The organism is Myroides guanonis, from assembly GCF_900114085.1.
Taxonomy (GTDB): domain Bacteria; phylum Bacteroidota; class Bacteroidia; order Flavobacteriales; family Flavobacteriaceae; genus Flavobacterium; species Flavobacterium guanonis.
In genome coordinates this window covers 1-14803 of sequence record NZ_FORU01000023.1, presented here as the reverse complement: position 1 = coordinate 14803, position 14803 = coordinate 1, and the positions used below count along the sequence as shown (strand labels likewise).

10 protein-coding genes and 1 tRNA gene are annotated in these 14803 nt (G+C 34.3%); 5 read left to right on the top strand and 6 right to left on the bottom strand.

What is annotated here, in order from left to right; genetic code table 11:
- Positions 1-332 precede the first annotated feature (332 nt).
- The 3 genes from BM024_RS13510 to BM024_RS13500 form a co-directional block, all read right to left on the bottom strand.
- Positions 333-812 carry a regulatory protein RecX gene (locus BM024_RS13510; protein WP_090681499.1) on the bottom strand — a complete coding sequence of 160 codons (480 nt, stop codon included), beginning with the start codon at positions 810-812 and terminating at the stop codon, positions 333-335.
- A 10-nt stretch (positions 813-822) separates the two neighbouring features.
- Positions 823-1686: a cupin-like domain-containing protein gene (locus BM024_RS13505; RefSeq protein WP_090681497.1), complete on the bottom strand. Its 864-nt coding sequence runs from the start codon at positions 1684-1686 to the stop codon at positions 823-825.
- Between the two features lie 287 nt (positions 1687-1973).
- Positions 1974-2053, bottom strand: a tRNA-Leu gene (locus BM024_RS13500).
- A 165-nt stretch (positions 2054-2218) separates the two neighbouring features.
- Between BM024_RS13500 and BM024_RS13495 the strand changes: the two genes are divergently transcribed.
- The 4 genes from BM024_RS13495 to BM024_RS13480 all read left to right on the top strand — a co-directional run bounded on the left by BM024_RS13495 (position 2219) and on the right by BM024_RS13480 (position 5065).
- Entirely contained in the window at positions 2219-3160 is a 942-nt protein-coding gene (locus BM024_RS13495; protein ID WP_090681494.1) for a ribose-phosphate pyrophosphokinase, read from the top strand.
- A gap of 30 nt (positions 3161-3190) precedes the next feature.
- Entirely contained in the window at positions 3191-3796 is a 606-nt protein-coding gene (locus tag BM024_RS13490) for a 50S ribosomal protein L25/general stress protein Ctc (protein WP_090681491.1), read from the top strand.
- 143 nt (positions 3797-3939) lie between these two features.
- Positions 3940-4506 (top strand): aminoacyl-tRNA hydrolase, encoded by a 567-nt coding sequence (gene pth, locus BM024_RS13485; protein WP_090681488.1) that lies wholly within the window; start codon positions 3940-3942, stop codon positions 4504-4506.
- A gap of 10 nt (positions 4507-4516) precedes the next feature.
- On the top strand, positions 4517-5065 hold the full coding sequence (locus tag BM024_RS13480; protein ID WP_143077786.1) for a hypothetical protein: 549 nt from the start codon (positions 4517-4519) through the stop codon (positions 5063-5065).
- 59 nt (positions 5066-5124) lie between these two features.
- Here BM024_RS13480 and aspS read toward each other — a convergent pair whose 3' ends face one another.
- The 3 genes from aspS to BM024_RS13465 all read right to left on the bottom strand — a co-directional run bounded on the left by aspS (position 5125) and on the right by BM024_RS13465 (position 9202).
- Positions 5125-6876, bottom strand: coding sequence for an aspartate--tRNA ligase (gene aspS, locus BM024_RS13475; protein WP_090681483.1), 1752 nt, complete (start codon positions 6874-6876; stop codon positions 5125-5127).
- A gap of 75 nt (positions 6877-6951) precedes the next feature.
- On the bottom strand, positions 6952-8109 hold the full coding sequence (locus tag BM024_RS13470) for an MFS transporter (RefSeq protein WP_090681502.1): 1158 nt from the start codon (positions 8107-8109) through the stop codon (positions 6952-6954).
- 22 nt (positions 8110-8131) lie between these two features.
- Complete coding sequence (locus BM024_RS13465) at positions 8132-9202, bottom strand: NADH:flavin oxidoreductase/NADH oxidase (protein ID WP_090681480.1); 1071 nt, start codon at positions 9200-9202, stop codon at positions 8132-8134.
- 437 nt (positions 9203-9639) lie between these two features.
- On the opposite strand from BM024_RS13465, the gene BM024_RS13460 reads away from it, so the two are divergent.
- Positions 9640-14803: choice-of-anchor J domain-containing protein (locus tag BM024_RS13460; protein ID WP_090681477.1), on the top strand; the 5164-nt coding region annotated here is incomplete at its 3' end.

Below are 14803 nucleotides of genomic sequence, written 5' to 3'. Positions count from 1 at the left end.
GAAGTTCTCCTGAAAAGTGAGGACTTTTTTGTTTTATAAAACCAGCGTGTTCGCCCTTTGGGCTCGGTTCGCTGCCTTTTTTGAAGTTCTCCTGAAAAGTGAGGTGGGTTAATTATTTTGTAGTCGTCTGTTAATTAGTCTTTTAGCCTTATATTAGTTTTGCTGACTCCATTACTAATTTAGTAGATTAGACTAAAACTAAACGTTCAACCCTGTTTCTTTGCCCTTTGCTTCTAAGCATATCCTCGAATTAGCGTATTTACGAATCATCTAATTTTCTTCCTTTGCTTCTTAGCTCCTTAGTCTCTTTGCATATCCTCGTTACGAATCACCTAAATTTCTTCTCTTTCTAGTTCTCTAATCCTTTCATATATAAAGTCTAATTCGTAGCCTTTTCTATGTAGGTACCCAATTACTTTTTGTTTTTTATTTTGAATAGTAGATCCCTTAGTTGTTTTCCACTTGTTTTCACTTATCGTATGGAAAGTGTCGAAGTATAGTTCGTCAGGAAGTTCAGAAAGAGATTTAGTTATTAGGTAATCTGTGATTTTACGCTGTTTTAATTCATTAATAATTCTGTTCTTACCCCAATGATTGTTTTTATGTTTTCCTCTCGCAAAACTTCTAGAAAACCGCTCTTCGTTTAAGTAATTCTCATTTATTAAATGAACTGTGATTTCATCATGTAGATCACGGGATATTTCTAATGAATATAATTTAGAAATAACTTCTGAATGACAGCGTTCTTGATAGGCACAGTAATATTCTAATTTACTTTTTGCTTCTGAAATGTTTAAGTACTTCTTTTCCAAAGGACGTAGTTTAAATGTTTTTATGTGTATTTATAATTGCTTGCTCATTTTTGTAATCAATCCATTTTTGACCTTGTAAGCGTCTCATCATATTGTCGAAATAGCGCATACAAGTTATATTATAAGCGGCTTTTATTAGGTTTGATGGCTTCGAAGGTAAAGATCGTAGGCTCATGGATAAGCTTGGTGTTAGATATTTCATGTAGTGCCAATATCCTTCTGGCATATAAAGCATTTCTCCATGTGATAAATTACCTATAAAGCCTTCGGATTTTTTTAATGCAGGCCACTTTTCAAAATCTGGATTATCAAAATCAATATCTTCTCTAGATATGAGTGCATGTGGAACTTTGTATAGGTATTTGGTTTGATCTGGAGAAAAGAGTATGCATTGTTTTGTTCCTTGAAAGTTGAAATGTAAGATATTTGAATAGTCTATGTCGTAATGCATAAACACTTTTGAGTTTTCACCTCCAAAAAACATCATAGGTAATTGTTTTACTAATTTTAAGCCTATATCAGGCCATTTAAAGTCATTCTGTAATGTTGGAACCTCTCTCATTATATTATATAGAAATATGCGAAGGTTGGTTGGCTGAGATTGTAAGATATCTATGTATTCTTTCATTTTCATTTCTGCATGAGCTTGGTTGAATCCATCTTTGTGAGATACTGGACGGTCATCATACAGAGGTACAGTTTTATTGCCAGCTACTTCTTTAATGTAGTTGAAATTCCACTTTTTATATGCAGGCCAATCTTCTGTTAATCTTTCAATTATTAGTGGTTTCTGCTTTTTGTAATACTGATTAACGAAATCTTCTTTGGATATCGTTTGTACTCTTTCTATAGGTTGTAAGTGTAGTTTCGACATAAAAAATAGTTGTTATTTAGAATTTCATCATACACAAATTTAAGAAAGCTTCGTTGAAATATAAGATATGTTCTGAAGTAATTTGAGGTCTTTTAGTAATAAAATGATTTTATTTTTAAAATTTAACTGTAAGAAGTCGTTTTCTTCTGTATAGCGGATTAATAAAAGTACCTGTTGTTTTTTTGTTGCCAAATAACTGAAGAGTAATTGTAGGTGTTTATTCGCATTAAGAAATGCTTTAAAATGAAAAATCCTAGCTACTTATTAAGTAACTAGGATTTTTTCTGTGCCCAGAGTGGGAATCGAACCCACACTCCGAAAAACACGAGTTTGAGTCGTGCGCGTCTACCAATTCCGCCATCCGGGCTATAGACTGTTATTCTTTTGTGAGTGCAAATATAAGTGTTTTTTTTTAAAAACAAATAAAAGAACAAAAAAAATCACTTTCATAAATAATATTTTATAAATTTGCAGCACTTAAGAATTGAGCTTAGGATTACAACTAACAACTAAACAACTAATTACATTTTAAATGTCACAATTTGAGCCAGACGCTAAAATTTTTGCATGTTCACAAAGTATCCACTTAGCTGAAAAAATCGCTAGTCATTATGGAGTTGAGCTAGGTAAAGTTACGTTTTCACATTATAGTGATGGAGAGTTTCAGCCTTCTTTCGAAGAATCTATTAGAGGTATTCGTGTATTTTTGGTTTGTTCTACTTTTCCTTCAGCTGATAATTTGATGGAATTATTACTGATGATTGATGCAGCTAAGCGTGCTTCAGCTAGACATATTACTGCAGTAATACCTTATTTTGGATGGGCGAGACAGGATAGAAAAGATAAACCAAGAGTTCCAATTGGAGCAAAGTTAGTTGCGAAGTTATTGGAGTCAGCTGGGGCTACTCGTATAATGACAATGGATTTGCATGCGGATCAGATTCAAGGTTTCTTCGAAAAACCTGTTGATCATTTATACGCATCGACTATCTTTTTACCTTATGTAAAAAGTTTAGGTCTTGATAATTTGACTATTGCTTCTCCAGATATGGGAGGTTCAAAAAGAGCTTATGCTTATTCGAAATTCTTGAATTCAGATGTAGTGATTTGTTATAAGCAGAGAAAGCAAGCCAATGTTATTGATACAATGGAGTTGATAGGAAATGTTGAGGGAAGAAATGTGATCTTAGTTGATGATATGGTAGATACTGGAGGTACTTTGGCAAAAGCAGCAGATATGATGTTAGCTAAAGGGGCTTTAAGTGTTAGAGCGATTTGTACGCATGCTATATTATCTGGTGATGCTTATGAGAAAATTGAAAAATCTGCAATTTTAGAATTAATAGTTACTGATTCTATTCCTCTGAAGAGAGAGAGTAGTAAAATTAAAGTTTTAAGTTGTACTGAATTATTCGCTGATGTTATGCATATGGTTCAGAATAATAAGTCTATAAGTGACAAGTTTATAATATAAGAATTTTTATTAATATTTAAATATAATCAAATGAAATCGATTACGATTAAAGGATCAGAAAGAGAAAGCGTGGGCAAAGTTGCAACTAAAGCTTTACGTAATGCTGGATTGGTACCTTGCGTGTTATACGGAGGAACAGAACCAGCTATACATTTTACAGCAGAAGAAAAATCTTTCAAAGGTTTAGTTTACACTCCTAACGTACACACTGTTGTAATTGAATTAGGTAATGGTGTGTCTATGAATGCTATTTTACAAGACATTCAATTTCACCCAGTAAGCGGTCAAATTATGCACATGGACTTCTATAAGTTACATGAAGATAAAGAAATTACTATGGAAGTTCCAGTAAAAGTTACTGGTAATTCTAAAGGTGTTATGGCTGGTGGGGTTCTTAACCTTAACCAACGTAAACTTAAAGTAAGAGCTTTACCTGCTAACTTACCTGATTTCGTTTATGCTGATATTACTAACTTAGAAATGGGGAACAAGTTATATGTAACTGATCTTCCTACTGATAACTTTAAGTTATTGCATTCTGACAACACTGTTGTGTGTCAAGTTAGAATTTCTCGTGCGGCTATGAAAGCAGCTCAAGAGGCAGCGAAAGCAGCAAAATCTTCAGGAAAAAAATAATTCAATATTTTATTGTTTTGAAAAAGCATCTCGCAAGAGATGCTTTTTTTGTTTATAGGTTCTGTTGTTTTGTTTAAAAGTTTGTGTGAAGTGTTGCTTTGGCTTATTTTTGCTTTTCGTATGATTTAAAATAAACTAAGGTTATGAAAAAATACCTTATCGTTGGATTGGGGAATATTGGGGCTGAGTATGTGAATACACGTCATAATATTGGTTTTAAGATAGTTGATTTTTTGGCTAATAAGCATGAGACTACTTTTGAAAGTGTGAAATTTGGAGCAATGTCACAGATTAAAATTAAAGGTAGAACTTTACTGTTATTGAAACCGAATACATATATGAATTTGAGCGGAAAGGCTGTGCAATATTGGTTAGAAAAAGAGAACATACCTATTGAGAATCTTTTGGTTGTTACAGATGATTTAAATTTGTCTTTTGGTACGATTAGGATTAAGGCAAAGGGTTCTGATGGTGGGCATAATGGGCTTAAGAATATTCAAACATTATTACAGACAACTAATTATCCACGGTTTAGATTTGGAATCAGTGATGAGTTTAAAAAAGGACAACAGGTTGATTATGTGTTAGGAGAATGGACTGAAGAGGAGAAGGTTGCTTTAAAGGAACGTTTAGAAGTTTCTTCTGAAATCTTGACATCTTTTGCATTAGCAGGGTTGAACAATACAATGAATACTTTTAATGGAAAATAACAATAATATAATGAAAAATTTAATATCATTTATTCTAATAGGATTACTTTGTGCTTGTACACCTGTGAAACGAACGTTGTCTGACAAGCCTGAAGGAGATTTAAATGAGAGTGTGTACAGGATAAGTAGCTATTGTCCTATTGAGGGAGATTGTAAGGTAAATCGCATTAAGAATGTTTCTTTGCAGGTGAAAGAAGTGAGAGATGGGAATAGAGGTGAGATGTACTATGAGTTAATTCCATCTGAAAGTTCTGATGTGGTAATTTATAGTTACAATAAAGCAGTGGATGATGTCCTAATGGATGGGTTTTATAGAGAAGAGATTGTCTTTGAGATACCTAAAGAGAATCAACGCATTATTTTAGAACATAGAAATTTACAAGATGTTAAAATGCTTTTTGGGCGTTTTTGCTATTGTAAAGGAGAGACAGGATATTATAAGGTAAAAAGAGGAAGTGCAAACATTAAGTACAGTGATAGTAGAATTAGAGCGTCTTTAGATATTCAAATTTTAGATGTACCACAATTGATTAAAAAAGTGAGTTTCACAGTTGATTAATTGTAATAAAAAAAAACAGAGTCTAACTTTTAAAGTTAGACTCTGTTTTTTTAAAGAGTTTATTTCTGGATTAAACTAATACTTAATTCATTTAGTTGCTCTTGGTCTATAGTTGATGGTGCATCTATCATGACATCTCTTCCTGAATTGTTCTTAGGGAAAGCGATGAAATCTCTGATGGTTTCTTGACCTCCTAGAATGGCTACCAATCGGTCTAAACCAAAGGCTAATCCACCATGTGGGGGTGCTCCATATTGAAAAGCATTCATTAAGAATCCAAACTGTTCTTGTGCTTGTTCTGGAGTGAATCCAAGATGCTTAAACATAAGTTGTTGGGTTTCTTTATCATGTATTCTAATAGAACCTCCTCCAATTTCATTACCATTTAATACCATATCATAGGCATTAGCACGTACTTTTCCTGGGTCCGTTTCTAATAATGAGATATCTTCTTTCTTTGGAGATGTAAACGGATGGTGCATTGCGTGGAAGCGACCTGATTCTTCATCATATTCGAATAAAGGGAAATCTACTACCCATAATGGTGCAAACTCGTTGGATTTTCTTAATCCTAAACGATTTCCTAATTCCATTCTCAATGCACTTAACTGTGCTCGTGTTTTATTTGCAGGACCTGATAGAACCAAAATTAAATCACCTTCTTTGGCTCCAGTAATTTCTGCCCAAGCCTTTAAATCTGTTTGGTCAAAGAATTTGTCAACGGATGATTTATAAGTGTCATTCGCCTCATATTTACAATATACCATTCCTGATGCGCCTACCTGTGGACGTTTCACCCAGTCAATTAAAGCATCTATTTCTTTTCTAGAATAAGAAGCTGCTCCAGGTACTGCGATTCCTACAACTAATTCTGAATTGTTAAAAACAACAAAATCTTTGTGTTGTGCAACTGCATTTAATTCTCCGAACTCCATTCCAAATCTGATATCCGGTTTGTCGTTACCATATTTGCGCATAGCTTCTTCAAAGGTCAATCTAGGAAATTCCTTTACATCTATGTTGTGAACTGATTTTAATAGATGTTTTGTCATACCTTCAAAGGTGTTCATTACATCTTCTTGGTCAACAAATGCCATCTCACAATCTATTTGTGTAAATTCTGGTTGTCTGTCTGCTCTTAAGTCCTCGTCTCTAAAGCATTTCACTATTTGAAAATAGCGATCCATTCCACCAACCATTAACAATTGTTTGAAAGTTTGTGGTGATTGTGGAAGTGCGTAAAATTCTCCAGGATTCATCCTTGATGGTACAACAAAATCTCTAGCTCCTTCTGGAGTAGATTTGATTAAATATGGAGTTTCTACTTCACAGAAATCCTGCGCTGATAGATAATTTCGTACTTCTTGAGCTACTTTGTGTCTGAATAACAGATTGTTTTTTACCGGATTTCTACGAATGTCTAAATAACGGTATTTCATACGGATATCTTCACCTCCGTCTGTTTCATCTTCGATTGTAAAAGGAGGTACTTCTGATCTATTCAATACAGTAAGGGTTTCGACTAAAACTTCAATATCTCCTGTTGGAATATTGTTGTTTTTTGCTTCTCTCTCGATTACTTTTCCTTTAACTTGAATAACGAATTCGCGGCCAAGGTTTTTTGCAGTCTCAAAAACAGCTTTGTCTGTTCTTTCTTCATCGAAAATCAATTGGGTGATTCCGTAACGATCACGTAAATCTACCCAAATCATGAATCCTTTATCACGGTGTTTGCTCACCCACCCAGAAAGAGTAACTTCTGTGTTAATATCTGAAGCTCTTAAAGCTCCACATGTATGAGTTCTGTACATTCTTGAAAAATTTTATACAAATTTACTAAACTTATTAAGATTGGTAGGTTGTTATAACCAAATAGTTTAATCTGTTTAGAGACTATTTTCTTTCTTTTGTATAGTTAAAAAATACATTGCTATTAATGCTCCTGAGAAAGCCATACCTGCTCCTACCCATTGTGGAGAATTGCTTGCGAAACCATAAGCAATCGGAAGTCCTCCTAAAAATGCGCCTAGCGCATTTCCAACATTAAAACTTGCTTGACCTGCTGATGCCGCTAACATTTCGGATCCTTTTGCATTTCTTATTAACATCATTTGCAAGGGAGAGCCTATTGTAAAGGCTATTAAGCCTGTTATAAAAGACATCAGATATGCTAACCATTGAATGTGTACGGTAGCATAAACCACAATCAGACATATAGCCATTGCTGTGAATGATATTATAACAGCTTTCGTTGGAGAAAAGGTATCAGCGATTTTTCCTCCAATCAAGTTTCCTAATACCATTCCAAGTCCAACAAGTGTCATAATAATTGGTATTTTCTGTTCTTGTATAAGCGCTATTTCAACCATCATTGGAGAGATGTAACTAATCCATGCAAATAGACCACCTGTTCCTATTGAAATCATTGTTACAAGTATCCAGGCTTTCTTTGTCTTAAAGAAAGAAAGTTGTTTCTTAATGTCATTGTCAATTTGTGCGGGGATATTAGGTATCCAGAAATATAGAGAAATAAAGGTGATCATTCCCATAGCTGCTATAATGGTATAGGCAATTCTCCATGAAAAGTGGTGGCCTATGTAAGTGCTTAAAGGGACGCCTGCTAAATTTGCAATTGTTAACCCCGTGAACATAATGGATATGGCTTGTGCTTCTTTTCCTTTTTTCGCCAATTGACTTGCTACCACAGAGCCAACTCCAAAAAATGCACCATGAGGCAGGCCAGATAGAAATCTTGTAATTAATAAAGTATTGTATTCTGGTGAAATTATAAAAAGGGTATGAAATGCTGTAAACATTAGCATAAGTACCATTAATACTTTCTTGGGAGGGTACTTGTTAGATAACATAACCAAAATTGGAGCTCCAATTACCACTCCTAGTGCATAAATAGAAATAAAATGTCCTCCTTGTGGAATGCTTATATTTAAATCTTTAGTGAAATCGTTTAGTAGACCCATCATTGAAAATTCTGTCATTCCAATTGCAAGACCTCCAATGGCTAGGGCTATTAGGCTTTTATTCATAGTGTTTGTAATGTTTGTTTTATTATTTGGTCTCTTTTCCTCTTTCATATTGAGACGGCCATGCTATTTCTTCTTCGAGTTCTTCTGCTGCTCTCAAAACAAATTGAGGGTTTCTTAAAAATTCTCTGCCAACAAGCACAAAATCTGCCTGATTATTTTCAAGTATTTCGTTTGCTTGCTTACCATTTGTTATCAATCCTACCGTTCCTGTGAGTATTCCAGTTTGGCTTTTGATTTTTTCAGCGAAAGGGACTTGATAATTATGACCTGAAATAATGTTTTGATGAGCAACTCCACCTCCAGATGAAACATCAATAGCTTCAACTCCTTTTTCTTTCAATATTTTGCAGAGTTCTACAGACTCTTCTATGTTCCAACCGCTTTCTGCCCAATCTGTTGCAGATATTCTGACCCAAAGCGAAGCTTTGTTTAAAACTTTTTGTACTTCATCAACAATTTCTAATAAAAAGCGAATGCGGTTTTTAAATGTTCCTCCATATTCATCTGTTCTATTGTTGATTAAAGGAGATAAAAATTGATGTACTAAATATCCGTGTGCTCCATGAATCTCGATAATTTCATAACCTGCTTCTATAGCTCTTATAGTAGCCTTTTGAAATTGTTGAATCATTTCTTTGATTTCGGATATTGTCATTTCATGTGGAGGAATATCAGTTGTAGCAAAAGGTATTTTTGATGGACCTATTGTTTGCCAACCATTTTCTTCTTGTGGTGTTATTTGCCTTCTTCCTAACCAAGGTTTTTCAGTACTTGCTTTTCTACCTGCATGGGCTAATTGAATACCAGGAACACTGCCTTGGCTTTTTATGAAATGGGTTATTTGTTTGTATTTTTCTATGTGTTCATCTTTCCATATCCCTAAATCGCCATAGCTAATTCTTCCTTCTGGAGTTACTGCCGTAGCTTCTTGAATAACAGCACCAGCTTTTCCGATTGCAAATTGTCCGAGATGGACCAGATGCCAATCATTTGCGAATCCGTCGATTGCTGTATATTGACACATAGGAGAAACGACAATTCTATTTGGAATAATGTGATTTTTTAATTGGAGAGGTTGAAATATCTTCTTCATGATTATCTGTTTTCATTAAGAGGCAAAATTATTAAATAGATATCAGTTAAAGGGTTTTTCTTTTTAATTTATGGTTGATGTTTTAGGGTTTATTGTCAATTTAAGGAAAAAGGTTTGTGATGCCCAGACAAATGAGTTGATTGAGTGAAAACGGTCTATTCGTCGTTATTTTTTAAGATACTTGAAAAATAAAAGAGTTAAAGATCATATTTTTCATTTTATTTTTCATTTCAATATGTACTTTATATTCTTAATTTAGAATAATATAGAACGTGTTTATTCTTATAGATGTTAAATAAATGTTTATTGTGTTATTATGGTTGTTTAATTAGTGTTTATAATTAATAACGGTCATTTTATTAGGAGTTAATTAACTATAGTTGTTAATGTATAGTTAATTGTTATATTTGACTATTGACTAACTATAATATTACAAAATGAGAAAATTAATACTCTTGCGGAATACTTGGTTCTTATGCCTAGTATTTTTGATTTCAGGCTCAATTTTAGGTAATGAGCTCAAAGATGATTTTTGGATAAACAGTTCTTATGCTCCTAATTTGAGTCTTTTACCATATTACAAATTTGATAAAAGTGATACTTCAAATCTTTTTTCAACTACTTGTGCATCTGCAACCAATGTGGGTTCTAAAGATGCTAAGTCAGATGAGATAACCTTAAAATGGGATAATGTTGCTGGTGTTTCTTGGGAATACATTGTTCAGAAAGTTGGAGGAGCATTTCCTGTGGGGAAAGGAGTCTCAACATCGGTTAATGAAGTGGTAGTGAAACAGGATTTTACGGGGACAAATTTAGCGGAAAGCTCTGATTATGAGTTTTTTGTAAGAACAAACTGTGGAGTTGATGGTTTTGGAAGCTGGGAAGGCCCTTATGATTTTAAGACACTTTGCTTAGCTTTTGCGAGCCCATTTAAAGAAACTTTTAATACCTCTTCGACATCGAGAGATTGTTGGACTAGATGGGATGTTGATAATGATATTTCGGGTACTAATAATGCTTGGACAATTTCAACTAGTGGTTTTGAAGGTAATGGTTCTATGCGATTTTCTGGAGGATATAATAAAAATCATGATGATTGGTTGATTTCTCCAGCTATTACTTTGAATGGTGGAAATTATGCAATTACTTATTATTATAAGGCGTCTACATCTTATAACAATGATATGGAGGTGTTGTTGTCTAAGAATGGTATGAACAAAGGTGATTTTACAACTGTTTTACTTAAAAAGGGTAAAACAAGTGCTGCGAATTACACAAAGAAAACTCTTTATGTTAGTGGTATTACAGGAGATGTTTATATAGCTTGGCGAGTTTCGGCTGTAAGTTATTCTGATATTTATATAGATGAAGTAAGCGTTTCGGAAGTAGATTGTATTGCACCAGAAGATAATGTTGTTGTCTCGAGTTTAGAGACTAATAAAGGAACAGTTTCTTGGACAGATGATTTAAATAAGAGTTGGGAATATTTTGTTCAGGAAGCGGGTGGTGGATCACCGGTTGGAAGTGGTTCAATTATAAACAAGAACTCTGTTGATGTTACAAAAACAAACGGAGTTGGATCGACAAATCTAAAGCCTAATACGGAGTATGAATTTTATGTGCGTTCTAATTGTGGACCTGGAAAATATAGTACTTGGGTAGGACCTATTAAATTTAGAACTCCATGTGCTAGTGTTGCACTGCCTTATTGGGAAGGATTTAATAAAGGTGCTCAAACAATTACATGTTGGAATATTGTTGATAATAATAATAATGCCACCACTTATGATGGTAAATGGCTTGTAAGTACAGGTTCACCGTTTGAAGGAGATCAGAATATGTATTTGTCGGGTTCAGGATCTCCTCATGATGATTGGTTGATTTCTCCAACATTTGATATGGTTGCTACAAAAATATATCGATTGAGATATCATTACATGACAAGCTCTTATTATGATAATAAATTTGAAGTATTATTATCGAGTAAGGGAACGGCTTTGTCGGATTTTACGACTGAATTGGTTCCTAATGCAATTTATAAAAACACAGCATATAAAGAACAAAAAGTTTTTGTTACTGGATTAACCAAGGCTAATATTGCTTGGCATGCTAAAACGGAGGGCTATACCAATATTTATATTGATAATGTATTCTTTGAAGAAGTCATAGGTTGTCCAGAACCATTAGGTTTAGATGTTAAAGACATCAAGGAAAATGGGGCTACATTAGTTTGGACTGATGCTTTTAAAGCTACTAGTTGGGAATATTGGATTCAAGATAAAGGAGGTGCTACCCCTACTGGAGCTGGTACTGTTGTAAGTAAAAAAGAAGCACTAGCAACAAAAGATCATGCGGGAAAAAATCTTACACCTAATACGGAGTATGAGTATTATGTTAGAACAGTTTGTTCGGATGGAAAAACTAGTATATGGTCGGGGCCGTTTTTATTTAGAACTATTTGTAGTGCTTTTACTCTTCCATTTTGGGAAGGTTTTAATTCAAAATCTGAGACCATTTATTGTTGGGATGTGTTGAATGTAAATAAGGACGGAGCAACGGAGTGGAAAACCCAAACTTATGGTCAGTATGAAGGAAATGCAGCTATATATTTTTATGTTTATGATTATAACAAGACTGTAAATACTGATGATTGGTTAATAAGTCCTGATTTTAAATTTGATACTAAGAAAATTTATAGATTTAAATATCATTATAAAACTGACACCTATTCTGAGGACAGTAATTTTGAAGTTTTGGCTTCAAATTCAGGTCGTAATCCAAGTGATTATAAGAAAGTGATAGTAAGTGATAAAAAATATAAGGTTGGGAATTACATTGAGCATAAGTCTTTTATTAAGGATTTTGGAGGAACAGGAAGTATAGCTTGGCATACCATGGGAGTAGGTTCTAAAAACATTTATATTGATAATGTCTTTTTAGAAGAGGTTTTGACCTGTCCTGAGCCATTAGGGTTGGATGTCAAGGACGAAGAAAAGAATAAAGCTACTATTTCTTGGACAGATGATTTTATAGCTACTAGTTGGGAGTATTATGTTCAGGAACAAGGTAAAGGAGTTCCGTCTTCTAATGGAACACTTACTTCAAAAAAAGAGAATATTATAGATAAGGAACAATCTGGAGCTGTGTTAAAACCAAATACAGATTATGAATTTTATGTTCGTACGGTTTGTGGTGGTGGAACATATAGTGTTTGGGCAGGACCGTTTAATTTTTTAACTACTTGTGATGTCTATAGTACACCATTCTGGGAAGGATTTAATACAAATACCAAAACCATTCGCTGTTGGTCGACTATTGATAAGAACAATGCTGTTATGCCTGTAGGTTCAACGTTTAGAACAATTAATTACAGTCAGTTTGAAGGCGATCAAGCGGTTTATTACTATGCATACAATGCTGCCAAAGATCCTTATAATGAGTGGTTGGTTTCTCCTACTATTACTTTGGATGGAGGTATGTATGTGTTGAAATATCATTATAAGACTACAACAACAGCGAGTTATTTAAATGAGTTTGAGGTGTTACTTTCAACCAAAGGGGTAGACGCGAAAGAGTTTACAACTGTCTTGGTTCCGTCTAAGGTTTATCATCTTGGGAATTACGTAGAAGAAGTTGTTTTCTTAAACGGAATTAAAGGTGATGTAAATATTGCTTGGCATGTGAACTCTAAAAATTCTAATTATAGCTATTTATATTTAGATAATGTCAATCTTAAGAAGGTTAATACTTGTCCGGAGCCTTATTATGTTAAAGTGACTGGACAGACAGCTAATTCATTAGATGTAGAATGGCAACAAACGGGTGGTGTAACAGAATGGGAGGTAATAGTAGTGGATTATGATGATGATGAAACAGCGACTCCAATTAAAACGGTTGCTGTAACCGGGACTCCATCTACAACCATTACGGGATTAGCTTCAGGTAAAGCATATAGGGTGTATGTAAGAGCAAAATGTGGAAGTGGAAATACATTTAGTGATTGGTCTACTTCAGCAGTTGGGGGAACCTTAGTTGGAGCAAATGATGAGTGTGTCGGAGCTTTGAATATTCCAATCAATTCTGGAAAAGATTGTTTGCTTACTGTTTCTGGTTCTCTTAATGGAGCAACTGAATCTGCTATCGTTGTGCCATCATGTGGCGGTTCATTTAAAAAAGATGCATGGTTTGAATTTACAGCTACGTCTTCAACTCACACCATTAGCGTTGTGGATTTGATTAGTTTTTCGGGGGCTTATGCAAATTTGAGTTTTGCTATTTATGATCAGTCTTGTAGCGGAATGACAAATGCTGCTATTTCTTGTTTTTCATTAGGAGTTGATGGGTTCAGGGTATTTAAGAATTTTATTCCTGGGCAAAAATATTATGTTAGGGTAGGTTCTAGTAGTACGGTAACAGATTTCTATTTTGATTTGTGTATTACTTCTTTACAATATTTAGTTACTTCTCCTAGTGGGGTGGATTATACGGTAGATGAGTTGGTGGAAGATGTGTTGGTGTTAACTAATTGTGATTTAGTTTCCAATATCACTTATAGAACGGGAACTAATTTTGGGGGAGAAAATGGTATTGGTTATTTTAAGAAAAACGATTCTGATTTTGGTTTTGAAGAGGGTGTTATTTTGGCTACTAATGGGGTTCGTTATGCGATGGGGCCAGGAGGACAGACTGAAGGGAATGATAATTATTCTTGGTTGGGTGATGATGATTTACAAAAATTATTGTCAGATAATGGACAAGATAGAGATAATCACAATGCTTCTGTTATAGAGTTTGATTTTGTTCCTATTGTAGACACTTTGAAATTTGATTTTATTTTTGCTTCTAATGAATATGGACCAAGTTATCAGTGTAGCTACTCCGATGTGTTTGCTTTCTTCTTAACAGATCTTACTACAGATGAGGTTTCTAATTTAGCCGTGGTTCCTGGAACAACAATTCCAGTGTCCGTTACAACGATTCACGATGCTAAATACCAAGGAGGTCAGACCTGTGGAGATGAGAATAAGGAGTATTTTGATAAATATTATGGACAATATGGTCTTCCTGTTCAAAATAACCCTATTAATTATGGAGGTATCACCGTTCCGATGACAGCAAAGTCTGCTGTTGTTCCTGGTAGAAAATATCATATTAAGTTGGCAATTGCTGATTATGGTGATCCTGGTGTTAATTCTGCTGTTTTCTTAAAAGGAGGTAGTTTTAACTTAGGGAACTTAGATTTAGGAGCTGATTTAACTGTTGAGAATGGAACTGCACTTTGTAGTGGTGAGGCTAAGATTATCAAAACTGGATTGGGAACAGAAGGTATTGAGATTAAATGGTATAAGGATGATGTTTTGATTGTTGGAGAGAATGCGCCAGATATAGAAATTAGTGAAAGTGGTACTTATAAAGTTGTTGCTAAATATGTAGATATTAATTGTGAGGTGACAGGTGAAATCACAGCGGAGATATTCCCTGCTATTTCTACCGTTGTTAAAGATCCGAAGAGTATTTCAATTTGCAGAAATAGTTTGAATAGTCAGCAAATCGACCTGAGCTTGGCAGAGTTGGATATGTTTGGTTCTGCTGAACATCCAG